Source organism: Corynebacterium sp. CNCTC7651, assembly GCF_021496665.1.
Classification (GTDB): domain Bacteria; phylum Actinomycetota; class Actinomycetes; order Mycobacteriales; family Mycobacteriaceae; genus Corynebacterium.
Genome location: NZ_CP071246.1, coordinates 729,228 through 750,954 on the forward strand (window position 1 = coordinate 729,228; position 21,727 = coordinate 750,954).

General features: G+C 63.4%; 23 protein-coding genes. 11 read left to right on the forward strand and 12 right to left on the reverse strand.

Annotation, left to right across the window (positions count from 1 at the left end):
- Nucleotides 1-50: 50 nt before the first annotated feature.
- Nucleotides 51-1,037: a DUF1624 domain-containing protein gene (locus JZY91_RS03610; protein ID WP_234948606.1), complete on the forward strand. Its 987-nt coding sequence runs from the start codon at nt 51-53 to the stop codon at nt 1,035-1,037.
- Nucleotides 934-1,800, forward strand: coding sequence for a trypsin-like serine protease (locus tag JZY91_RS03615; protein WP_234948607.1), 867 nt, complete (start codon nt 934-936; stop codon nt 1,798-1,800). Before JZY91_RS03610 ends, JZY91_RS03615 begins: the two co-directional genes overlap by 104 nt.
- A 118-nt stretch (nt 1,801-1,918) precedes the next feature.
- Here JZY91_RS03615 and JZY91_RS03620 read toward each other — a convergent pair whose 3' ends face one another.
- Genes JZY91_RS03620 through JZY91_RS03630 form a run of 3 tightly spaced genes read right to left on the reverse strand, consistent with a single transcriptional unit; the run spans nt 1,919 to nt 5,914 of the window.
- The gene (locus tag JZY91_RS03620) at nt 1,919-3,904 is read right to left on the reverse strand and encodes a VWA domain-containing protein (protein ID WP_234948608.1); all 1,986 of its coding nucleotides are present in this window, start codon (nt 3,902-3,904) and stop codon (nt 1,919-1,921) included.
- A complete protein-coding gene (locus JZY91_RS03625) occupies nt 3,897-5,282 on the reverse strand; it encodes a magnesium chelatase (protein WP_234948609.1) in 1,386 nt (461 codons plus the stop codon). The genes JZY91_RS03620 and JZY91_RS03625 overlap by 8 nt, the downstream gene beginning before the upstream one ends.
- A 50-nt stretch (nt 5,283-5,332) precedes the next feature.
- Entirely contained in the window at nt 5,333-5,914 is a 582-nt protein-coding gene (locus tag JZY91_RS03630) for an HPP family protein (RefSeq protein WP_234948610.1), read from the reverse strand.
- Between the two features lie 20 nt (nt 5,915-5,934).
- On the opposite strand from JZY91_RS03630, the gene JZY91_RS03635 reads away from it, so the two are divergent.
- The 3 genes from JZY91_RS03635 to JZY91_RS03645 all read left to right on the forward strand — a co-directional run bounded on the left by JZY91_RS03635 (nt 5,935) and on the right by JZY91_RS03645 (nt 7,942).
- Nucleotides 5,935-6,501, forward strand: coding sequence for a CGNR zinc finger domain-containing protein (locus JZY91_RS03635; protein WP_234948611.1), 567 nt, complete (start codon nt 5,935-5,937; stop codon nt 6,499-6,501).
- A gap of 86 nt (nt 6,502-6,587) precedes the next feature.
- Nucleotides 6,588-7,214 (forward strand): histidine phosphatase family protein, encoded by a 627-nt coding sequence (locus tag JZY91_RS03640; RefSeq protein WP_370639255.1) that lies wholly within the window; start codon nt 6,588-6,590, stop codon nt 7,212-7,214.
- Nucleotides 7,211-7,942: an SCO1664 family protein gene (locus tag JZY91_RS03645; protein WP_234949037.1), complete on the forward strand. Its 732-nt coding sequence runs from the start codon at nt 7,211-7,213 to the stop codon at nt 7,940-7,942. The genes JZY91_RS03640 and JZY91_RS03645 overlap by 4 nt, the downstream gene beginning before the upstream one ends.
- A gap of 67 nt (nt 7,943-8,009) precedes the next feature.
- On the opposite strand, the gene JZY91_RS03650 is transcribed toward JZY91_RS03645, so the two are convergent.
- From JZY91_RS03650 to JZY91_RS03660, 3 genes are read right to left on the reverse strand one after another with little or no spacing between them, the layout of a single operon-like run.
- Nucleotides 8,010-8,762 (reverse strand): ABC transporter ATP-binding protein, encoded by a 753-nt coding sequence (locus tag JZY91_RS03650; RefSeq protein ID WP_370639256.1) that lies wholly within the window; start codon nt 8,760-8,762, stop codon nt 8,010-8,012.
- A 2-nt stretch (nt 8,763-8,764) separates the two neighbouring features.
- Complete coding sequence (locus JZY91_RS03655; protein ID WP_234948612.1) at nt 8,765-9,847, reverse strand: iron ABC transporter permease; 1,083 nt, start codon at nt 9,845-9,847, stop codon at nt 8,765-8,767.
- Nucleotides 9,848-9,850: 3 nt separating this feature from the next.
- Nucleotides 9,851-11,095: an ABC transporter substrate-binding protein gene (locus JZY91_RS03660; protein ID WP_234948613.1), complete on the reverse strand. Its 1,245-nt coding sequence runs from the start codon at nt 11,093-11,095 to the stop codon at nt 9,851-9,853.
- 366 nt (nt 11,096-11,461) lie between these two features.
- On the opposite strand from JZY91_RS03660, the gene JZY91_RS03665 reads away from it, so the two are divergent.
- Entirely contained in the window at nt 11,462-11,671 is a 210-nt protein-coding gene (locus tag JZY91_RS03665; RefSeq protein WP_234949039.1) for a DUF3072 domain-containing protein, read from the forward strand.
- Here the strand turns inward: JZY91_RS03665 and JZY91_RS11705 are convergent.
- Together JZY91_RS11705 and JZY91_RS03670 are read right to left on the reverse strand one after the other, a co-directional pair.
- Nucleotides 11,668-11,790: a hypothetical protein gene (locus JZY91_RS11705; protein WP_255695754.1), complete on the reverse strand. Its 123-nt coding sequence runs from the start codon at nt 11,788-11,790 to the stop codon at nt 11,668-11,670. The two genes, JZY91_RS03665 and JZY91_RS11705, sit on opposite strands and share 4 nt — an antisense overlap.
- Nucleotides 11,791-11,830: 40 nt before the next feature.
- Nucleotides 11,831-12,103 (reverse strand): hypothetical protein, encoded by a 273-nt coding sequence (locus JZY91_RS03670; protein WP_234948614.1) that lies wholly within the window; start codon nt 12,101-12,103, stop codon nt 11,831-11,833.
- Nucleotides 12,104-12,415: 312 nt separating this feature from the next.
- On the opposite strand from JZY91_RS03670, the gene JZY91_RS03675 reads away from it, so the two are divergent.
- A complete protein-coding gene (locus JZY91_RS03675; RefSeq protein WP_234949040.1) occupies nt 12,416-13,546 on the forward strand; it encodes a DUF819 domain-containing protein in 1,131 nt (376 codons plus the stop codon).
- Nucleotides 13,547-13,548: 2 nt separating this feature from the next.
- Nucleotides 13,549-14,709 (forward strand): dipeptide epimerase, encoded by a 1,161-nt coding sequence (locus tag JZY91_RS03680; RefSeq protein ID WP_234948615.1) that lies wholly within the window; start codon nt 13,549-13,551, stop codon nt 14,707-14,709.
- Here JZY91_RS03680 and JZY91_RS03685 read toward each other — a convergent pair.
- Genes JZY91_RS03685 through JZY91_RS03695 form a run of 3 tightly spaced genes read right to left on the reverse strand, consistent with a single transcriptional unit; the run spans nt 14,706 to nt 17,482 of the window.
- Nucleotides 14,706-15,515: a serine hydrolase gene (locus tag JZY91_RS03685; RefSeq protein ID WP_234948616.1), complete on the reverse strand. Its 810-nt coding sequence runs from the start codon at nt 15,513-15,515 to the stop codon at nt 14,706-14,708. The genes JZY91_RS03680 and JZY91_RS03685 overlap by 4 nt on opposite strands.
- 9 nt (nt 15,516-15,524) lie before the next feature.
- The gene (locus JZY91_RS03690) at nt 15,525-16,631 is read right to left on the reverse strand and encodes a DNA alkylation repair protein (protein ID WP_234948617.1); all 1,107 of its coding nucleotides are present in this window, start codon (nt 16,629-16,631) and stop codon (nt 15,525-15,527) included.
- 5 nt (nt 16,632-16,636) lie between these two features.
- Nucleotides 16,637-17,482, reverse strand: a complete 846-nt coding sequence (locus JZY91_RS03695; RefSeq protein ID WP_234948618.1) for a Ku protein — start codon at nt 17,480-17,482, stop codon at nt 16,637-16,639.
- A gap of 37 nt (nt 17,483-17,519) precedes the next feature.
- Between JZY91_RS03695 and JZY91_RS03700 the strand changes: the two genes are divergently transcribed.
- On the forward strand, nt 17,520-19,883 hold the full coding sequence (locus tag JZY91_RS03700) for an ATP-dependent DNA ligase (RefSeq protein WP_234948619.1): 2,364 nt from the start codon (nt 17,520-17,522) through the stop codon (nt 19,881-19,883).
- 28 nt (nt 19,884-19,911) lie between these two features.
- Here the strand turns inward: JZY91_RS03700 and JZY91_RS03705 are convergent, their stop codons facing one another.
- Nucleotides 19,912-20,115 carry a hypothetical protein gene (locus JZY91_RS03705; RefSeq protein WP_234948620.1) on the reverse strand — a complete coding sequence of 68 codons (204 nt, stop codon included), beginning with the start codon at nt 20,113-20,115 and terminating at the stop codon, nt 19,912-19,914.
- Between the two features lie 130 nt (nt 20,116-20,245).
- Here JZY91_RS03705 and JZY91_RS03710 point away from each other — a divergent pair, with 130 nt between their 5' ends.
- The gene (locus JZY91_RS03710) at nt 20,246-20,680 is read left to right on the forward strand and encodes a hypothetical protein (protein WP_234948621.1); all 435 of its coding nucleotides are present in this window, start codon (nt 20,246-20,248) and stop codon (nt 20,678-20,680) included.
- Nucleotides 20,584-21,696: a nitrate/nitrite transporter gene (locus JZY91_RS03715; protein WP_234948622.1), complete on the forward strand. Its 1,113-nt coding sequence runs from the start codon at nt 20,584-20,586 to the stop codon at nt 21,694-21,696. Before JZY91_RS03710 ends, JZY91_RS03715 begins: the two co-directional genes overlap by 97 nt.
- Nucleotides 21,697-21,727: the final 31 nt, after the last annotated feature.

A 21,727-nucleotide genomic window follows, 5' to 3' on the forward strand; every position in this document is an offset into this window, starting at 1 on the left:
TGCGGCGGTGTTAACGCGAGCGCAACATCGGCGCTTTTACGCTCGCTGCCATGCAGACGCGAAACCCAAGCCGCATTGTGGGCATCGATGTCGCCCGGGCGCTGGCCCTGGTGGGCATGTTCTTCGCCCACCTCACGTTTCCCAATGGCATTGCGGGCGAGGTGCTCTACGGCTTCCCCTCGGCGCTGTTCGCCTTCGTGGCGGGCATCTCGATGTCCCTGATGGCGGCGAAGGGCGCAACGCCCGCGCACTTCGTTGTGCGCGGTGCGCTGCTGGTTGCGCTGCACCCGCTGCTTTCGCTCGTGCCCACCAACATCTACATCGTGCTGGGCACGCTCGGCATCTGCATGATTGCGCTCGCGTGGGCGCCGAGGTGGGACTCGACATGGCTCGCCGCGCTCATGGTGCCGCTGGCGCTGCTGTCTGCGGCGCAAGTGATTCCGGCGATGTATTCGCCGGGCATGTGGGCGGTGCTGATGCTCGCCGGCATGCTGTTCCACCGCCACGTGCTGGGGCATGCGACCCGGCTGGTCGCGTGTGCCGTTGTGGGCTTGGTGGCACTCGCGGCGGATATCGCCGTGCGCTGGTACGTGCCGCTGCACTGGTTCTTCGACGCGGACGGGCATACGGGCGGGCTGATTGACGTGGCGGGTTCGACTGGTGCGTCGCTCGGCATCACTGCCCTGTGTTGCCTAGTAGCGCAACCCTGGCAGCGCGTGCTGCCGCGGATGGGCGCGATGCCGCTCACGCTGTATTGCCTGCACGTGGTCACCGAACCGTTCATCGGCATTTGGCCGACCGTGCTCGGCGCCGCGGTGCTGGCCACGTTGTGGCTGCAGTTCTTCCGCCGCGGTCCGCTCGAGGATGTCCTTCGCCGCGTGGTTGCAGCGGGCGCGAACACGATCAACACGTTTATAGATAAGGAGAAAACACATGAACTCGAAGCGACTGGCGGGCCTGGGGCTGGCCACGGTGATGGCGGCCGGGTTGACCCCGCCGCAGGCACTCGCGATGGAGAGCACCATGTTCGCGGGTGACGCGGCAGAGGCGGAGCCGGTGGTGTCCGTCCGCGTGGAGGACAAGGACCCGGCCGACGGCGTGTGCACCGGCACCGCGATCGGGGAGCACTGGGTGATCACCGCGCGGCACTGCGTAGAGGCCGCGAAGAAGCTGGGCGGCTCCGTCCGCACCGGGCAGGGCGACATGCAAAAGGTCTACGAGGTGGACCGCTGGGAGGTTGCACCCCGCGGCGACATCGCACTCGCCCACACCGTCCAGCCGATGCAGCTCAGCCGCTTCGCAGAGATCGCGGACACCGTACCGGACGGCGACGTGAACATCTACGGCTGGTCCAGCGACGGCTCCGGCGGGTCGGAGCGCCTCCCGTCCGCTGAAGCGGAGGTGCGGGGCGAGTCTCCGCTGGCACTCTTCGAGGCGCCCACCGCGCTCCACGTCGCGCTGAAAAACGGTGCGCGCATCCAGCCGGGGGACTCGGGCGGGGCGATTTTCGACGGAGGAAAGGTAGCCGGCATCATGTCCGCCGGCCTCTTCGAAGACCCGGACAACCCGACAGAAGAGGAAATGACCAGCAACGCCGCCGTGGCGGTGGCGCCGGTGGCGGACCAGGCGAGCTGGATCCGCGAGACCATCTCGCAGGCGGAGGCCAACCCGGCCGACAGCATGAGGCAGAACGGCGATAACGGCCTGTGGTGGAAGATCGCCGCTGGCGCGGGTGTCCTCGTGCTGCTCGCAGCGCTCGCTATGGCCTCGGCGCGAAACCGGAAGGCACCGCTCGACTAAGCGCGGTGTAATGGCAGGCGTGACACTGTTTTCTGGCATCGACCTCGCCGCTGACCCCGCGAGCGAGTGCGCGATGCCCCGTTGTAGACCTCAGCAAAGACCGATCCGTACGACGAGGTTACAACCAGCCACGCAGATATTCGCCGACAACCGCGCCGCCGAGCTCGTTCAAATCTGGCGCTACGACGTGAGCACCGGAGCGGTTTGCCATTGCATCGAGCAGGGCGATGAGGCCGGGGTCGTCGGCGAGCCGGAAGAAGGTGATGCGCGCGCCGCGTTTGGTCACCGAATCGAGCGCGTCGATGGTGCGCGCCAGCGTAATGCGGTCGGTGGGCCAATTGAAGTATGCCTCACCCCACTCTGTGAGCATGGAGGTCGGCTCGCCGTCGGTGACAACCAACAGCGTTGGGTCGAGGCCGGGGTGGCGGGTGAAAAACTGCTCCGCCAAGAGCAGCGCGTGATGCAGGTTCGTGCCCTGTTCCTGGATCGGCGGTAGGGCGGTGAGCTCTTCGATCGACAGCGTTTGGGCGTAGCGTCCGAAGCCAATGAGCGTGAGCTCGTCGCCGCGGAATTGCGTGGACATGAGATGATGCAGCGCAAGCGCGGTCTGCTTCATTGGTGTCCAGCGGCCCTCCATCGCCATAGAGAAGGACGTGTCAACCAAAAGTGCGACAGCGTTGCGGGTGCGTGCCTCGGTCTCTACAACTTCGATGTCGCCCACTTGGATGCGCACGCCGTCGACGAGCCCCACCGCGTCGCCGCCCTCGGCCACCGTGCGTTGGATGGCGTTGGTAATCGTGCGGGTGGTGTCCCACGGCTGCGTGTCACCGAACTCCCAAGGCCGGGTCCCGCCCGTGGCCTCCCCGGTCTGCCCGGCCAAGCGCGTGTCGCGCTGGCCTTCGCGGGAAGACAGATGCTGCGCGGCGTCGTCAAGCAATGCCTTGCCCAACATGCGCATCGCGCGAGGTGAAAGCTGCAATGAGCCGGACTCGCCCTTGTTCAGCAGGCCCGAGTCGCGAAGCGCGCGCTCGAGGTCTTTGAGCATCTGGGCGTTGGTCGCGGCGTCTTCGCCGAGCAGGTCGGCAATGTCATCGAGGTCGATGTCACTGGGGCGCGCTCCGGAAAGCGTGTCGGCGAGCTGGTCCATGCGGCCGATGTCGCGCATTGCGCGCGAAGCATCACCGAGGCCCAGCGGGTCATCGCCAGAGAACTGCTCGCCGGAGGTCCAGTCGAGGTCGGGGCGGATCCCGCGCAGGTTCGCGTCTAGCTCGGAGACCAGGTTCATCAGCTCCTCGGAGCCGAAAGCTTGGGCAGCCAGTTCCATGAGCTCGCGGCGCTGCTCTTCCGTCATCGAATTGAGCATGCGCTGCGCGGCGGCTGAGCGCTGCGCGAGCAGCTCCACCAGCTCGTCGATATTCTTCGGGTTCTCCGGGAACTGGTGGCCGTGCTTCGCCATGAACTCGTTGAAGTCGGCGTCGGTGGCCATACCCGCACGGTGCTTGCCCAGCAGCACGTTTAAGTCTCGCAGCATCTCGGCCACCGCCGCGCGGTCCTCATCAGTCGCGTTCTCCAGCGCGCCCTTCATGCCGGCAAATCGCTGGTCCAAGATCTCGCGGCCGAGCAGATCCTTGATCTGGTCGAACTTCTCGCGCGCCTCGCCAGATGCCCACTCGTACTCGCCGAGCTCGCTCACTGCAGCCGCCGGCGAATCCGGCAGGTTGTCTAAGGTCATCTCCCGCATGGAGCGGTCAAGGTCGTCCATCTCCACGTCGCGCGCGAGCTGGCCGCGTTCCGCAAGCACAGCTTCATCGAGCAATTTCTGCACGTCGCGCAAGGTACCGGTCAGGTTGTGCTTCGAAAGCATTGCTTGTCGACGCTCCGCGAGACGCGCCATCAGGTCGTCATAGCCTTCGATGCCTTGACCGCCTCGTCGCAGATACTCGCGAAGCGCTTGTTCCGCCGAGTAGCCCGCCATCACATCGTTCGCGATGGCGCGCACCGCCTTGGTCAGATCCGGCAGCGGGGCCAACGGGTCCGGCCCCGGCGTGTACGCGCGGTAGCGGGCACCCCGCCTAGGCCCGCGCGAAGAGTAGGCGTTAGCCATAGATCGTTTCGCCCTCTCCGGAGTCCTTCGAAATCTTGCGCGTCAGGTAGAGCGCTTCCACGCCTAGCTCGATCGCGGCGGCCCGTTCGCCGTCGCTGGAGGCATTGAAAGCGTCCGCGAGGTCGTCGTAAAACGAACTGCTCAAGCTGGGCAAACCTTCCAAGAACTCGCGAGCGGTGACCTGCTCTCCGGTGGTGATGAAGGTGTTGCCGTCGAGCGCTTCGACGAGCGGGCCGAAGTCGAGGCCGCGGATGCGTCCGCGCACAGCTTCGGCGACGGCGTTGCGCAGCAGGTATTCGAGGATGTCCCACTCGCGGCCCTCCTCGCCGTGCTCGAACTCCACCTTGCCGCCGAGTACGTCGACGGCGGCTTCGAGGTCAACCAGGCGAGCCACGGCCTCGTCCTCGCCGCGCACGGCCGCGCGACGCTGGGCTGCGGCGGCGACCGTCTCCGCGCCGGCGATGGCGAAGCGGGCGGACACACCCGCGCGCTGGTTCACAGCGTCGGACTCGCGCAGTGCGCGGGTGAAGCGGGCGAGGATCTCCATGATCACGTCCGGCACCTGTGCCACCAGGTCGGCCTCCTGACGGATCACGGCGATCTCCGCGTCCAGCTCAAGCGGGTAGTGGGTGCGCACCTCCGCGCCGAAGCGGTCTTTAAGCGGGGTGATAATGCGGCCGCGGTTGGTGTAGTCCTCCGGGTTCGCCGAGGCGACGACCAGCACGTCCAGCGGCAGGCGCAGCATGTAACCGCGGATCTGGATGTCAGCTTCTTCCATGACGTTGAGCATGGCGACCTGGATGCGCTCGGCGAGATCCGGAAGCTCATTGATGGCCACGATCCCGCGGTTGGAGCGGGGGATTAGGCCGTAGTGGATGGTCTCCGGGTCGCCCAAGCGGCGGCCCTCGGCCACGCGCATCGGGTCGACATCGCCGATCAGGTCCGCCACCGAGGTGTCCGGGGTGGCCAACTTCTCCGAATAACGCTCGGAGCGGTGCAGCCAGGTGATCGGGGTCGCGTCGCCCTCGGCGTCGATGCGGCGCTTCGCGGCGTCCGTGATCGGGTGCAGTGGGTGCTCGCGCAGCTCGGAGTCTTCAAGGATGGGTGTCCATTCGTCGAGAAGCAATGGAAGCGTGCGCAACAGGCGGGTCTTGCCCTGGCCGCGCTCACCGAGCAGCACAATGTCGTGCCCGGCAAGAATCGCGCGCTCCACCTGCGGAATCACAGTGTTTTCAAGACCGTGCAAACCCGGCCACGGGTCCTCGCCGGCACGCAGTTTGGCCAGCAGATTATCGCGCAGTTCCTTCCGCACGGGCTTGTAGGTTGCCCCGGCGGCACGCAGCTCGCCGAGGGTGGACATGCTTGGAGCTTGGCTCATGGTGGCCAGGGTACGCACGTTCGCTGTGAGGCAGCCCCAGTTTCCAGGCGCTACCAGACGTACTCGGGGTAGGTTGCGCCGTTGAGTCGGTTGCCGAGCACTCCGATCAGGACCAGAACGGCCGCGGCAAGGAAAGCGAGAAGGACGAACGACCAGCCCACCGGAACGGCAACTCCGATGACCGCTGTGGCCGCGGCGGGCGAATGGGGCATGCGAAGCAGCATCATCGCTCCCAGGGCCAACCCGCCGGCTAGAGCTGCTAACCAGAGGGAGTCGCCCAGCGCTCCCACCGCGACACCGACGGTTGCACTCACTGTTTGTCCGCCAATGACGTTGCGAGGTTGAGAGAGCGGCAACCTTGGTGCGCCCATGATCAGTGCCATCGATGCGGCCATTGGTGGAATGAGCCATTCGTAACCGGAAGTCGCAGTGAGCAGAGCGAGTGAAAGAAGAGCGGCGACACTCGACGCGGTAGCTACAAGGATGACGCTTCCAGCGGGTCTTGGCGGAGCTTTGGTTTGGATGAGAGACATCTGCAGATCCTTTCTAATGGGTTTGGCATTAGCGAGCTTTAGAATTACCGACATTGGCACTAACGTGAAAGGCATTAATTCATCCGGTTGTTGCAGCATGAGGGATGGAGGAGCGTTAGGTGAAAGCCCAATACACCGTTGACCGAGTGCTGGTTCGGCCTTTCGAGCCCATCTCCACGCAATTTCTGAGTAGTCGCTTCTACGACGGCCGCAAGATTGTGGATGCCCTGGAAACTCCGGAGTTGGCCGAGCATTGGTTTGCAGTGATGACGCAGGAGTTGTCGAGGCCGCCGGTTGCTCACGTGGATGCGCGTGCTCTGGACGCGCTACGGGGTCTGCGCGATGGGGTAGCGACGGTCTACGAGCACGCGCTCGGCAACGACCGAGATCAGATCGCAGATTCACTCAACGCGCTGGTTGGTTCCGTGGAAATCGACCCAGCGATTCCCAAGCGAAAGTCTCAAGCGCTGATCGACTTCGCTGGGCGTGGAAACCCTCTTGAAAGCTTCATGGCTGAGGTCGCTCTTTCCTGCGCTTTTACGGTTTCTGCCCCGCAGGTGGCCCAGCTCGAGAAGTGCGAAGGACCGAATTGCGTGCTCTACTACACGCGAATGCGCGACAGTCAACACTGGTGCAGTAACACCTGCGGAAACCGCGCACGCGTCGCACGTCACGCGCGTAAGTAAGGATCCGTAGTATCGCGAACGGCTTCGGTGCTGGGAGTCAGTCGCAGTAAAAGGAGTGGGCCGTGGAGGGTTCAGAGAAAATAAAGGTGGATGAACTGTTGATCGAGGGGCCTCCCGTTGATCTCGAGGTTGAGCCCCTCAAGCTAGGTCTGAAGCTTCCCAACTTCATGCCCACCACCATCCTCCTCATCCGCCACGGGCAAACGCCGACCACAGGCACCGTCCTGCCGGGCCGCGCGCCGGGCCTCCACCTCTCGGAAAAAGGCCAGGAGCAGGCACGCAAGGTCTCCGAGGGCATCGAGCACGTCGACGCGATCTACACCTCTCCGCTCGAGCGCACCCAGGAAACCGCCGCGCCGCTCGCCGAAAAGTTCAAGATAGAGCCTTTGCTTGACGACGCCCTCTTGGAAGCCGATTTCGGCACATGGACCGGAGAAAAGCTCGCTGACCTGGCTAAGCTACCTGAGTGGGAGACGGTGCAGAAGACCCCGAGCCAGTTCCGCTTCCCAGGCGGAGAGAGCTTCGCGGAGATGCAGGACCGCATCGTCGCGGGCCTTGAACGCATCGCGGCCGCGCACCCTGGCCAGGTTGTCGCCTGCTTCTCCCACGCCGACCCGATCAAGGCCGCGCTGACTCACTTCGCCGGCAAACCCTTGGACGAGTTCCAAAAGGCCCAGGCGGAACCAGGGTCCGTCGCAAAGCTTGAGCTCTGATGCCCGTGGACTTTGAGGCCCAGTTGAACCTGCTGACCCACGGCGAGGTGGGCTTTGTCGGGCAGCTCGCCGAGTCCTCGAACGCGGCGTTCGTGGTGGAGCTTTCCCTTGACGACGACTACTGCTGGGCCATCTACAAGCCCGAAGCCGGGGAGCAATACCTGAACGATTTCTTGCCGGGGTTGTGGCGGCGCGAACGAGCGGCTTTCTTGCTCTCGCAGTGGCTGGGGTGGAATCAGGTGCCGCCGACGGTGGTGCGTGACGTGGAGCCGTTCGGGGTAGGGTCGCTGCAGTTTTACGTGGACAACGACGGGTCGCACTACTTCCCGCTGTTGGAGACGCGCGAGGATTTGCACGAGCAGTTCTTTCGTCTGGCGGTGTTTGATCTGCTGGCAAACAACACGGACCGCAAGTCTGGGCACGTGCTGCTGGGCGCGATTGGTGAGAGCGGTGAGCGTGGCGAGCGTGTGTGGGGAATTGACCAGGGGCTGTGCTTTCACGAAGACCCGAAGCTGCGCACCGTGATCTGGGAGTTCGCGCACGTCCCGATCCCGGACGAGTGGATCGCTGTGGTGGAGCCGTTGATGGAGTCCGTGCCCGATCAGGTCGCGGAACTCCTTTCCGATGCCGAGGTGGAAGCGCTGAAGAGTCGCGCGAGCCGGCTGGTGCGCTTACCGTGGCTGCCCGAGCCGCACTCGCAATACCAGTTCCCCTGGCCGCTGGTGTAAGAGGCCGGCGGCGGCAAACGCATGTGCCCATGCATCTAGCTGCTGCCCCGTCTTCATGCCTGCGCTTTCACACAGGGCAGATGACCGGCACGCCGGCGTCGTCGAGGACGCGGGCATTAATACCGTAGACCTCGTTGAGGAGCTCGGGGTTGAGTACTGCGGCCGGGGTATCCAGCGCCACGACGCGGCCCGCTTTGACCACGAGCAGCTCGTCGCAGAAGCGTGCGGCGAGGTTGAGGTCGTGGATTGCAACCAGGGCAAGCCTCTCGGTCCCCGCCACTTCGTTGCGGATGATGTCGAGCAGGTGCACCTGGTGGCGCAGGTCGAGGGCGGACGTAGGTTCGTCGAGAAGCAAAACGCTCGGGCAGCGCACGAGCATCTGCGCGACGCCGACCAACTGGCGCTGGCCGCCGGACATGTCGGAGACCATGCGGTCGGCGAGGTGCGTGATGTTGAGCCGCTCCATGATGTCCGCAGTTGCCGCGACTGGATCGATATCGGCCGCGCCGCGGCGCTTCGCGGAAACCATGATGGATTCGAACGCGGTGAGTGACGCGGTGGTCAGCATGTCTTGGGGCACGTAGCCGATGGCGGTGGTGCGAGACTTGCCGGTGACTTCGCGCCCGTCGACGACGATGGAGCAGGTGCCTTGCGACGGCTTCTTAATCCCCGCGATGGTTTTCACCAGCGTGGACTTGCCGGCGGCGTTTGGGCCGATGAGGCCTACGACTTTGCCTTCTTCGAGCGGGCCGAAGGTCATGTCGTCGATGATCGTGGTGCGGCCGTAGCCGACGGTGAGGTGTTCAGCAGAAATTGCCACGTCTAGCCCCTCCTTCGTGCGCGGGTGAAGATGAGGAAGACGAAGAACGGCACGCCGACCAGCGAGGTGATGATACCGATCGGGATCGCCAGCCCCGGGATGATGGAGAGCGATACCGCGTACGCCACGCTGAGCAGCATCGCGCCCGCGGCTGCCGCGCCGGGAAGGAAGAACTTCTGGTCCTCGCCCACCAGCATGCGGGCGACGTGGGGGCCGACAAGCCCGATGAAGCCGATGATGCCGGTGAATGCGACCGCCGAGGCGGCCAGGAAGGATGCCACAAGCAGGGTAGTGAGGCGCAGGCGCTTGACATCGATGCCGAGGGCGGCAGCGCGATCGTCGCCAAGCCGAAGTGCCGTGAGGCGCCAGGAGTTAACTACGCAGAAGGGGATCGCTGCGGCGACGACCACGGCGAGGATGATGTTCGCGGTCCAGTTCGCGCGCTGCATCGAACCCATGGTCCAGAACACGATCTGCTGGAGGGCTTCGATATTGGCGCTGTATTGCAGCAGCGAGAGCAGGGCCTGGAAGAAGAAGCTCAGCGCGATGCCGAGGAGGATCATCGATTCGGCGGTGGCGCCGCGCCACACGGACGCGGCTGCCACGATAGCGACGGCGAGAAGTGCTGCGATCGCCGCGGTGAGCGCCAGGTTGAACTGCGGGTTCGGGATGAGCGTCCAGCCCATCACAATGGCGATCGCCGCTCCGAACGCAGCCGCCGCCGAGATGCCGAGGGTGAAGGGTTCGGCAAGGGGGTTATCCAAGATGGTCTGCATCTGCCCGCCAGCGAGGCCGAGCGCGGCGCCGCACAGCAGTGCCATCACTGCGGCGGGCAAGCGCAGGGTGCGAATGACCACGCGGGTCTGATCGTCCACCAGCTCGGGGCGGAAAACGGCGTTGTAGACGTCGGCAAGTGCGATGTCGATAGGGCCGACGACGACAGCGACGAGGAAGCTCGCGAAAGCCGCGATGACCAGCCCCACGATGGCGAACGCTTTGTTACGCCCGCGCTTGTGGTAGCTCGCAATCGCGGCCTGGCGAGCATCCACGGTTGCGACGGGCTCCGCGGAAACTCGAGTTGTCATGGGTTAGCTCTCGTCCGGGTTCGCAGGATCGTAGAAGAACACGCCGCTGTACTCGAACGGCATCCACTCCTTGTGGAACTCGATGAAGTCCTTGGTGGGGTGGTAGTCAGCGAACTCCTCCGGGTGGATCCACTTGGCGAAGGCTTCAAGCGCGAAGACGTTGAATGGGTTGTCGTAGAACTGGTGGTACACGGCGAAGTAGTTGCCGGTCTGCGGCGCTTCGAGCAGCTCGAAGCCGGGCAGTTGCAGCGGGCCGCTGGAAGTTTCTTTCGCCAGCTCGGCATTAGACTGGTAGCCCATCTCGACGTGGCGGAAGAGGTCGGTCTTGTTCGGGTCGCGCGCCCACTCGCCGCCGGTGACGATGATCTTCTCCGGGTCGAGCTCAATCAGCTTCTCAGGGGTGATGGTCTTCGTTTCCGGGCCGAGGACTTCTGGGCCGAGGTTGTGGCCGCCGGCCGCGGTGACCAAGGTGCCCAGGTGCACGTTGCCTGCGATGGCGCAGCACTCGTTGTAGCCGGCCGCGGTCCACAGCAGCACGTCCGGCTTCTCGGCGATCTTGGCTGCACGCTCGGAGATTTCCTTGACCTTTGCGTCGTAGAACTCGTTGTACTTCGCGGCGCGCTCGCTCTGGCCGAGCAGGTCACCCAGAAGCTGCATGGACACGGTGGTGTTTTCCAGCGGCTTCTGGCGGAAGTCGATGTAGGCGTAAGTAATGCCGGCGGCATCCATGTCCGCGATCATGCCGGCCTCCTCGGCGGCCTTCTTCTGGTCGAGCGTCATAATGACCACGTCCGGGTCCTGCGCGAGCAGGTTCTCAACGGTGACGTCGCCCTTCTGGATCATGCCGATCGCCGGCAGGTCCTTCGCTTCCGGCTGCAGTTCGAGGAGCTTCTCGCGGAACGCGCCTGCGTTCTTCACCAGGTCTTGGCCGTACGCAACGATGTTGTCCAGCGGGTTCTCCTGCAGCAGGGCAGTGGCGTAGGCTGCGCGGCCCTCCGCCAGCACGATCCGGTCCGGCATCTCTGCGAACTCGATGGTGCGGCCCGCCGCATCCTTCACTGTCAGCGCTGCGTCCGCAGTGCGTGCCGACGATTGCTTCTCCGCCGCTGCTGCCGAGGTGGCAACCTCAGAGGATGCGGTGTTGGCGGTGGTGCTGGCGGTGGTGTTGCCGGAGTCGGAGCAGGCGGCCAGGCCGAGCGTGGTGGCGAGCGCAACGGCGACTGCACCAATTTTGCGTGAGAGTTTCAACGCAACCCCTTCATTTAAGGAAGCCTAAGCTAAGTAACAGGTACCCAAAGAACATTAAGGTAAGGCAAAGCTAATGTCAATGACTTTCGCGTTAGCTGTTTCACCCCGCGCCAACCCCGTGACCGGTAGCATGGCGCCATGACTACCCCAACTGATCCCCAGAACTTCCCGGACCAGCCTCCGTACGACCCGGAGATTGACGGCCCGGTACCCACCGACCAGCCGGCCGTCGACGGCCAGCAGGCGGCCGCCGGCCAGCCCGTGACCGAGGCCAGCCAGAAGCAGGCGGAAGCCGAGTACGCCGGCGGCCAGCGCAACGACCCGCAGGAGGCGCCGATCGGGCAGGACGCGTCCGGCCAGCAGGAAATGATCGGCGCAACGGGCGACGCGCAGGGCGACGACACGCTGGAGAAGGACCCGGCTGACTGGGTGTCCGGCGATGACCCGATGACCGAAGCCCAGAAGTCCTACCTGGACACCCTGGCCAAGCAGGCGGGGGAGCAGCTGCCGGCCAACCTGACCAAGGCCGAGGCATCCAAGCACATCGACCGCTTGAAGCGGGCAACGGGCAACTAGGCCAGCTCAAACTCGCCGTGCTCAATGACCAAGTTGGAGAATGTGGCCCTCAGCGGAGCTTCATCCACCTCGAAGCAGCGGAGCAGGGGTGCGTGGTGCCGCGCGCTATGATCGTGCACCTTCGCCTTGCTCTAGGCAGGGTTGGGCGACTTTGAGCCCTTACAACACGTCGGAAAGTTGCGCCCCCGCAGCGTGAGGGGTGTTAAGCTTCTCTAACTTCACTGGGTCTACGTAGGGCGCAGCCACCTCGTTTTCCGAACGATCGAGCATCGCATCAAGTTCGTCGCAACCCCAGTACGGGTCCCAGGCGACCGCGTCGTAAAACCCCAGTACGGTCTCCAGTCGTGACAAGAAATAGGAGACCGGTGATACCTGGTCATCGACGGTGGAGTCGGCGGCCATATCGCCCCCAATATGCAGCTCGTATTTCACTTGCTCGCATTCGCCATCAGAGCTGTGATGTGCAATGCACCGCCGCCCTGCTTGAATGCCCCGGGTGTGACCTGTGAAAAGTAAGAGGGGCCTTAGACATCTGCTTTTGAGACCGCGCACTCGAATGAGTTCGGTTCTCTAGACAAAAAAGGCGAGGCGATCGCTCGCATCATCTAATCCCTTAAAACGATCTCACTAAGCCTTTCCAACTGTTAATGTGACTCACACTACATTGGCGCGCCAATGTGCTCTACGGCAAATTTCAGTATGGATACGGAGTAAGGAGAAGGTTTGGTTACTGATGGGTTGGTGATGCTCGGGATAATCACCGGGCTCGCGGGAATATTGATCGTGCTTGAGCGCACTACTGGGTGGAGGCTTTTCAAATACGTTCCAGCCATGGTCATCATGTACCTCGCCTGCGCTCTCCTTAACACTGTTGGAGTTTTCGGCGATGGCGAGGAAGTGACAGCGCCACTCAACGCAGTCAAGAAGGTCGCTCTGCCTGCGATGATTTTCCTCTTCCTCTTTGGCTGTGATCTGAGGAAAATCATCAAGCTTGGTCCGAAACTGCTACTTACCATGGCGGTCGCCAGTGCCTCTCTATTTGTCGCCGTTTGTGCGGTGTACTGGATGTTCCAGTCTTCGCTGGGGGAGGGGTCTTGGAAGGTATTTGGTGCTCTGCTCGCTTCCTGGACCGGTGGCAGCGCGAACATGGTCGCTGTGCAGGATATTCTCCAGGGCCCGCAGACGCTGTTCGGATACGCGCTGATTACGGACACGATCGTGTACTCGGTGTGGCTGATGGTGATGTTCTCGTCGGTTGCGTTCTCCGACCGCTTCAACCGTTTCACCCGAGCGAAAGACAACTATCTCACGGCTGACGCTCGGGACATTGAAACGACGAAGAAGCCCATCTCTGTCGAATCTCTTGCGATCGTGATCTTTGGGTCCATTGCGGTATCTTGCTTCTCCATCTGGCTAGGAGGTCTGTTGCCGCAGGTCGGCGACGTAATTAACGCCTCGGCTTGGACAATCATCATTGTCTCCGTCTTGGGCCTCGTTGCTGCACAAACGAAGTTGGGGGAAATCGCCGGTTCCGAAGAGATTGCGACTCTCATGCTGTTCCTTGTGATTGGACAAATTGCAGCAGGATCCGATTTCTCTGCTATCACGCAGGCGCCGATCTACATCATTTCCGGTCTCCTCGTCTTAGTGATCCACGCTCTTCTGATGGTGATTTACGCGAAGCTCACTCGAACTGAGCTGTTCTCTCTGGCTGTTGCTTCGACTGCAAATATTGGCGGCGTTGCGTCCGCGCCTGTCGTCGCCGCGGCCTACAACAAGTCCCTTGCCCCGATTGGTGTTTTGTACGGCTTAATCGGCTCGCTGCTTGGCACGTGGATTGGCTTGGCGGGCGCACAGGTAATGGCAGGTTTGTAACCGTGGATCAGATTCTTTCAAAAGTATGGAACCAGAGCTTCGGCGTAGTTGGGGTTTCAGCCCACGGTCACCGGTCGCCGCTTAAGCGTCCATTCATCACGGCAGCACGCCGAACGGATTCTGTCGATTACGTGGTAGTCGATGTAGCGGTAGAAACCGCTGGAGGAATCTTCCGGGCACAGGGATCGGCTGCCGAAACTGTGAAAGTCACCGGCGAGAGCGCACAGACGATTCTTCGAGAAGTGAACGGGCCAATTCGATCTGAACTCGAAAGGTTCCGTGGCACCTTAGAAGAGATGTATCAGCTTCTCGAGCGCGTCGCTCCCAATGCGACAAGTGCACGAGCGGCGGTTGATGTCGCGGTACACAGTGCCGTGGCCACGGCACATGGACTTCCGCTCGGGGTATTGCTGAGTGGATATCCGCCATACAGCTTCCCGTCTGGCTCTCTAGACGGAGAGCTTACAAACGATATGACTGTGAGCTTGGATGCCCCAGAGATTATGGCTCAACGTGCGGCTGAAGCAGTGCGGGATGGGTACTCAATCCTGAAGATCAAGCTAGGCTCCGACCCTGAAGCGGACCGGGTGCGCTTACAGTCCGTGATGGATGCAACCCCCGGAGTCTCTCTTCGACTTGATGCGAACCAAGGTTGGACAACCGAGCAGGCTATACGCCTGATCAATGAGTTAGCAGATACTGAGTTGCCGATTGACCTGATTGAACAGCCGTTGGCGCGCGAAGACATCGCTGGTATGGCAAAAGTGACTGCGCGCTCGCCGATACCGATCATGGCCGACGAGTCTCTGTGGAGTCCTGTGGATGCTGATCGGATCATCGAGCACTCAGCAGCCACGTTACTGAACATCAAGCTTGCTAAGACCGGCGGTCTCCAGCCTGCGATCCAGATTGCTCATAAAGCTCAGGAAGCAGGGTTGAGCTGCATGGTTGGAGCCATGATGGAGCCTCGCATCTCGATTGCTGCAGCCGCCCACCTTGCTTTAGGGCACCCGGCAGTTACGATGATCGACCTAGATCCTCCTGCTTGGTTCGCTAACGATGTGCCGCGTGGTGGGTACACGGAGAGCGAGGGGAAGCTTCGGCTGAACCAAGGGCCGGGTCTCGCGCTGGAGACCTTGGAACCCGCCGAGGACCCGCTTTAACCAGGACGCACAACCTCGGGAGGCAGGAAGGCTTCTGCCATGGCGGTGATTGCCTCCCGAGAAGCGTCTTCGTTGAAGCCTTCAGTCAACACCGCAAGGGACCACGCGGGGTTGCCCAAAAACGCTACGTCATGCTGCAGGTTATCGATTTCGCCTGATTTCGATCCGCAATCGATCCCAGAATCTAGTGCACTCGTGACCAACCGTTTCTCCTGCTGACGAAGACAATTTAAAGCGAACGCTGTGGATTCTTCACTCAGCAGTGAACCGGTAGTGAGCTTATGCATTGTAGTGGCAAGGTCAAGCGCGCACGTCTCGTTAGTTAAACCATTGAGAATGGCTGATTGATCTCCAATCAATCTCTGCACCCGTGTCGAGTGAAGCCCGATCTGGTGACAAACCGTATCTAGGGCAGCGCGATAATCGCCAAGTAGACCCATATTCACATTTGTGGCTTCGTTACTGGACCTTGTAATCATTGCGTGGAGGCTATCGCCCAAGCCGATGGCGACTCCATCTGCTGGGTAGACAGGATCAAGATGATCTCCAGTGAGGGTAAATGGTTTTCCATCGGTACCGGTGAATGTTCGAGAACACTGGACTTGATCACCAAGTTTCAGAATGCCTTGGTCAACCCTCTGAAGCACCGCGATCATCACATGGGTCTTGATAGTGCTTGCGGCATAGTAGGGCTTGGTGTCGTGCCTGGCCCGTACAAGTTCTCCCTTGTCATCGATTAAGGCGAAGGAAATCGAGGGTTGAGAAGAAATGTGCGGCCTTGTCCGCGGCGTTTCAGGGGAGTTCACACCGTCAGTCTACGGACCTTCCTGGCCAACCAGCTCAAACTCGAGCTGGTCGCTCTCGCGCCCGTTCACCACAACGCTGATCGCCTGCGTGCCGGGGTAGTAGGTCCGCGTGCTGGTCAGGCGGAAAACGTGTTGCTTCTCCACGGTCAGCCGCTCGCCCGGTGCGAGCGTGAACTTGCCTAATCGGAACACGCTCGGACGCCGCTGGCCGTTCTTCTTTAGAAAATGCAGGCGGTACTCGGCAAGAAGCTCCTGCTTTTCAGCGCTGGTGTTTGCCAGCGTCACCTTCAGCGTCGCCGCCTCGCCCACGGTGGCCCGGGGAGGAAATGACAGGTCCTGAACCGCGATGTATTCGCCCGCCCCGTAACCGGCGAGCGCCAGCGCCCCCGCGTCGCCGCGTTTGATCAGGGTGCGCAGGCCGCGCTCCACCATCCACGTGGCATGGGGCGCGGAGCTCGCGGCCCAGCGCCCGGCGGTTTCCAGCGCGAGCTCCGGGTGGGTGCGCGAGATGTCGTTCAGATTGTTGGCCACGGATGTGCGCACGAACAGCGACTCGTCGGCGTGGAGCTGTTCCAGCACCGGGATGATCGGGGTTGGGTCTGCAACGAACGGCGTGTGCACCCGCGCCCACGGCAGCCGCGGGCGGATGCCTTCCGATGCCAGCCGGCGCACGTTGTGGCTTCCCGACCGCGCCCATTCGTGCACCCTTGCGAGCGTCAGCTCCGGGTAGCGCTCCAAGTACGGCCGCACTGCCCACTCGCCGGTGAACGCGCGGGTCAGGGCCTCGATGGCATCCAGGGACAGCTCCGGCTCATCGAGCCCGTACAGCTCGATGTAGCGGCTCACCGGCCAGAGGTGGAAGGCGTGGTTGAAGTAGCCTTCGCCCTCCAAAAGCTCGGGGCCAAGCCTTGCGACGATCCCTTGAACCGCCTCCCCGTACCCTTCGGGCAGGCGGTCTTTCAGCCCCTCGGCGAACACGGTGACGCGGCCGAGGATCTCCAGCTCGCCGACGCGCGGCGCGACCCAGGCCGCGTACTCCGCCCCGTCAATACCGAGCTGGTTGCCGAGCTTCTCCGCCGTCTCCGCGTTGAAGTACTCCTTCATCTTCGGGGCCATCGGTGTTACGCGCTGTCCTTCTTCGCGCCCTTCTTCGAGCTCTTTTTGCCTCCGGAGCGCTTGTCCAGGGAAGCCTTGAGGGCTTCCATGAGGTCGACGACGTCGGCCTCGCTATCGTCGTCACGCTTTTGCTCCCCGAAGGTGGCTTCGGTGTCGATGGTGTCGCCTTGCTCGAACTTGGCGTCTATGAGTTTGCGCAGCTCGATCTGGCAATCGTCCTCGAACTCCTCGGGCGTGAAGTCGGAAGAGTAGGACTCCACGAGCTGGGAGGAGAGCTCGAGCTCCTTGTCCGAGATCTTCGCGCGGGATTTCACGCCCTTGAACTGGCCGTCGAAATCGAGCTCGCGGATCTCGTCGGCCCACATCATGCCCTGGAGCACGATGACCTTGCCCACTACGCGCAGCACGCCAAGGCGCGTCTTCTGGCGCAGCGCGAAGCGGACCACGGCGGTTAAGTCCGTATCCTCGAGCGTCTGGCGCAGCAGCAGGTAGGACTTCGGTGTCTTGCCCTCCGGCGCGAGGTAGTAGGACTTTTCCAGCATGATCGGGTCGATCTGGTCGGCGGGGACGAATTGGACAACCTCGATCTCGTCGTTGTCCGCCTCGGGGAGGCTGGCAAAGTCCTCGTCCGTCAGCACGACGGTGTCCCCGTCTTCCTCGAAAGCCTTGTCGATGTGGCTGTACTCCACCTTCTCCCCGCAGACCTCGCAGCGGCGCTCGTAGCGGATGCGGCCGCCATCCTTGTCGTGGACCTGGTGGAAGGAAATATCATGGTCCTCGGTCGCCCCGAATGCCTTGACGGGGACGTTGACAAGGCCGAAGGTGATGGAGCCGGTCCAAATCGCGCGCATAGAACGCCAGTGTACGGGCAAATCTAGGATGGCCAGCATGGCAACCACAAAGGTCAGCGTCGGCGGCCGCACGCTTTCGGTGAGCAGCTTGGACAAAGTGCTCTATCCGGCAACGGGCACCACGAAAGCGGACGTGATGCGCTACTACCTCGAGGTGGCGGACGTGCTGGTGCCGCAGGTGCGCGGCAGGCCCGTGACGCGCAAACGCTGGCCGGACGGGGTGGAAGGGCAGAGCTTCTTCCGCAAGGACCTGGAAACGTCCGCGCCCAGTTGGATCCGCACCGGCGAGATTCAGCACAAGACCTCCACGAATGCGTATCCGCTTATCGACGGTCCCGAGACCCTCGCCTGGCTCGCCCAAGTGGCTGCCCTGGAATTGCACACCCCGCAGTGGCGGTTCGGCCCGGACGGTAAGCAGGGGAACCCGGACCGGCTGGTGCTGGACTTAGACCCGGGCGAGGGTGTGACTATGCCCCAGATCGCGGAGGTGGCGCTATGGTGCCGCGAGATTCTGGAGGGCATGGGGCTGACCAGCGTGCCGGTGACCTCCGGGTCCAAGGGCATCCATCTCTACGCGGGCCTGGACGGGACCAGCGATGCCGCGGCCGTAAGCAGCGTGGCCAAGGCGTTGGCGCAGGCGCTGGAAGAAGAGCACCCGGGCCGCGTCACCGCCACCATGCGCAAGACCGAGCGGGCGGGCAAGGTGTTTCTGGATTGGAGCCAGAACAACGGCAAGAAGACCACGGTCAGCCCCTATTCATTGCGCGGCCGCGCCCGCCCAACCGTGGCCGCGCCGCGAACGTGGGAGGAGATCGCGGACCCGGATCTGCGCCACCTCGAGTTCGAAGAAGTGATTGAGCGGGTGGCGGACGGGTTGGACCCCATCGCCGCGCTGGGTGCGCCCGGTGCTCCCGCCGACGCATCTGCAGCACCCACCGACCGGCTGACCAAGTACCGCTCCATGCGCGACGCCACCAAGACGGGCGAGCCAGTGCCGGACGCAGCCCCGCAGCCGCGCGAGGGGGAGCCGATCTTTGTCATCGGGGAGCACGACGCCACCCGCCTGCACTGGGACTTCCGCCTGGAGCACGAGGGCGTGCTGGTCTCCTGGGCGGTGCCGAAGGGCCCGCCGCTGGACCCGGAGCTCAACCGCCTTGCGGTGCAGACGGAGGACCACCCGTACGAGTACGCCTGGTTCGAAGGCACCATCCCCAAGGGCCAGTACGGCGCGGGCAACGTGAAAATCTGGGATATCGGTACCTGCGAAATCGAGAAGTGGCGAGACGACGAGGTGATCGCGGTGCTCTACGGGCGTGCGGGCGGCGGCTTGGGCGGCGTACCGCGCCGCTACGCGCTGATCCGCACGGAGGGGGAGAACTGGCTGCTGAAATTCATGAAGCGCCAGCCGCCGGCCGAGCCCCACGGGCGGCCCGAGCCCGAGGCGCCTGGTGCCACTGAGGCTTCTGGGGGGCGGGCGGAAGCAGACGTCGACAAGCATGAGCCCCCGGCCCCGATGCTGGCTACGGCGGCGACGGAGGCGGACATCCGGCTGGCGGTGCAGGACGGCGCGACGCTCGCGTACGAGATGAAGTGGGACGGCTACCGCATCATCGCGGACGCATCCGCCGACACGATTCGCCTGATCAGCCGCGGCGGGAAGGACTACACGTCGCTGTTCCCGCAGCTTGAGCTCCCGCTTGACGACGCCACCTTTGACGGCGAACTGGTCGCCCTCGACGCGGACGGGAAACCGAACTTCTCGCTGCTGCACGCGGCGGACAAGCACGGCGATGCGGGGGATGTGCAGCTGCGGTACATGGTGTTCGACCTGCTGCGGGTGGGGGAGAGGGACCTCACGGCCGAGCCGTACGACGCGCGCCGGGCGGAGCTGGAAGCGCTTTCGGAGACAGACACCGCCGCGATCCCGCCGGCGTTTCGCGGGGCGTTCAAAGCGGCGTGGTCGGTGGCGGGGGAGATGGGGTTGGAAGGTGTCGTGGCAAAGCACACCAGCTCCCCGTACGTGTCCGGGCGCAGCCGGAGCTGGCTGAAGGTGAAGCGCGCGTTGCACCAGGAAGTTGTGGTGGTGGGCGTGCGCGAGGGGAAATCGCTCCTGGTCGCGGTACCGAACGAGGACGGGGAGCTGACCTACGCCGGGCGCGTGGGCACGGGGTTTTCGTCGGGGCAGCTCGCCGAGATCGAGCGGGAGCTGGGGCGCATCAAGCGCAAAACCCCGCCCGTCGAGGTGCCGGCGGAAGACGCGAAAGACGCGTGGTGGGTCACCCCGAAACGGGTGGCCGAGGTGGCGTTGGCGGGCGCGACGGGCGGGGGCAAGGTGCGGCAGGCGTCGTGGCGCGGGTGGCGCGACGACAAATCGCCCGACGACGTCCGCTGGGAGGTGTAGCGGCTACTTCTTCCGCCTACTTTTCGATTTACTTCTCAATGGTGGGGTGGTCGCCCTCATCCTCCTGGGAGATCTCGTACGTCAGCTGCGCATCCTCAACGCCGTCCTCTGCCTCCTCGCCGTAGCCCAGGGCGGAGCCGGTGTCCTGCGCGAACTGGTCCTCATCGTGGTCGACCGGCTTGTTGGTGCTGCCATCGGTGGTGTAGCCGGGCTTTGCGGGATCGTTCTGCATGGCGGTGGCCTCCAGGTTTCATCTTGGTTAATAAATGGTGCACCCGATAGTAGCGCGGGACTTTGAGGTGCCTCGGGCGGTGCTACGTTGGGAAGTGATACACCTCGCACAACGTAAGGAACTGTGCCCCATGTCTACAGCCACAGGCGCGGGCCCGAAAGGCACCGACACCGCCGGGAAAATGCCCGGTGCCCACAAGCGCACCGCACTCGGCGCGGCGATCTCGGAGATCGGCTTCGCCGTCACGCTCACGGGTCTGAGCTTTTTCACCCCGATGGTGCTGAAGGACTTCCCGGAGTTCACCACCTCGAGCTTTCTGATCTACTACACCATCTACGGCTTCGCCTCCGCGTTCACAATGCTGGCGGCGGCCCAGCTCATAGACAAGCTCAAAGCGCAGGGCCTGATGATCATCGGCGGCGCAATCGCCACCGCGGGCCTGGCGCTGTTCGCGTTCTCCCAGTCGCTGTGGATGTTCTACTCATCGGCGGCGCAATCGCCACCGCGGGCCTGGCGCTGTTCGCGTTCTCCCAGTCGCTGTGGATGTTCTACCTCGCCGGCCTAATCATCGGCGTGGGCGTGGGCCTATCCGTGCAGTACGTGCCGGTGGTGGTGATCAACCGCTGGTTCATTGAGAAACGCGGCACCGTGCTGGGTGCGGTGCTCGCCGGCTCCGGCGTGGGCGGCGTGATCCTGGGCTTCCTCGTGCCGCCGCTGATGGGCTCCATCGGGTGGCGCAGCACCATGCTGGTGCTGGCCGGCATTATGGCCGCAGCGACGATTCTGCCCGGCCTGTTCATGATCCGGAACAACCCGGAGGATCAGGGGCTGAGCCCGTACGGCGCCCCGCCGGCGGACAAGATGAGGACCACGGCGAAGGACGAGTGGGAGCCGGGCCTGCCGCAGGAGCAGGCGCTGAAGTCCCCGTGGTTCTGGGTGCTGCTGGCCTCCCTGGCCATCTTCGGCATCACCTACGGCATGACGCAGCACCTGGTGAACTACCTGAACTCCGCGCCGTGGGGCATGGCGGTGAGCCCGCAGCTCATCTCCACCATCGTGGTGCTGGCCACCGTGCTGCTCATCCCGTACAAGCCGGCGCTGGGCTGGGTTGTGGACAAGATCGGTCTGGAGAAGGCGCTGGTGCTGTGCTTCACCATCGCGTCCATCGGCTTTGTCATCTTCGCGTTCGCCCGCAGCCCGTGGGTGTTCATCGCCTCGATGTTCCTGGTTGCCGTTGGCCTGGCCACCGGTACGGTCACCCCGCCGCTGATCGGCGAGCGCGCGTTTGGCCAGCGCGACTTTTCCAAGCTGTGGGGCATCCTGGGCATGGCGTACCCGATCGGCCTTTCAGTCGGTGCGTCACTGTGGGGCCTCATCCCGGACCTCACCGGCACCTATTTCTGGGGCTTCGTGGGCGTGCCGGTGGTCACCGCCATCTACGTCATCGGCTTCCTGGTGGTCATCCGCCGGTCCCGCAACCTGTGGGTACCGGAGGCGGAGGCGCACTTGGAGAACATGGTGGGCCGTGGCGAGGTCTCGCCCGCCGAAGCCAAGGCGATTGCCGAGGACGTCGAAGAATAGTGGCAGGCTCCCCGGAAAACATTCTGCTTCG

Coding starts and splice junctions, on each gene's coding strand:
- JZY91_RS03630 (WP_234948610.1), bottom strand. CDS start 5,914: ATGCTGCAACAACCGGATGAATTAATGCCTTTCACGTTAGTGCCAATG.
- JZY91_RS03705 (WP_234948620.1), bottom strand. CDS start 20,115: ATGCAGAACGATCCCGCAAAGCCCGGCTACACCACCGATGGCAGCACC.
- JZY91_RS03675 (WP_234949040.1), top strand. CDS start 12,416: ATGCTCGGGATAATCACCGGGCTCGCGGGAATATTGATCGTGCTTGAG.
- JZY91_RS03655 (WP_234948612.1), bottom strand. CDS start 9,847: ATGACAACTCGAGTTTCCGCGGAGCCCGTCGCAACCGTGGATGCTCGC.
- JZY91_RS03665 (WP_234949039.1), top strand. CDS start 11,462: ATGATCGGCGCAACGGGCGACGCGCAGGGCGACGACACGCTGGAGAAG.
- JZY91_RS03610 (WP_234948606.1), top strand. CDS start 51: ATGCAGACGCGAAACCCAAGCCGCATTGTGGGCATCGATGTCGCCCGG.
- JZY91_RS03625 (WP_234948609.1), bottom strand. CDS start 5,282: ATGAGCCAAGCTCCAAGCATGTCCACCCTCGGCGAGCTGCGTGCCGCC.
- JZY91_RS03695 (WP_234948618.1), bottom strand. CDS start 17,482: ATGCGCGCGATTTGGACCGGCTCCATCACCTTCGGCCTTGTCAACGTC.
- JZY91_RS03710 (WP_234948621.1), top strand. CDS start 20,246: ATGTCTACAGCCACAGGCGCGGGCCCGAAAGGCACCGACACCGCCGGG.
- JZY91_RS03615 (WP_234948607.1), top strand. CDS start 934: ATGAACTCGAAGCGACTGGCGGGCCTGGGGCTGGCCACGGTGATGGCG.
- JZY91_RS03690 (WP_234948617.1), bottom strand. CDS start 16,631: ATGGCCCCGAAGATGAAGGAGTACTTCAACGCGGAGACGGCGGAGAAG.
- JZY91_RS03620 (WP_234948608.1), bottom strand. CDS start 3,904: ATGGCTAACGCCTACTCTTCGCGCGGGCCTAGGCGGGGTGCCCGCTAC.
- JZY91_RS03700 (WP_234948619.1), top strand. CDS start 17,520: ATGGCAACCACAAAGGTCAGCGTCGGCGGCCGCACGCTTTCGGTGAGC.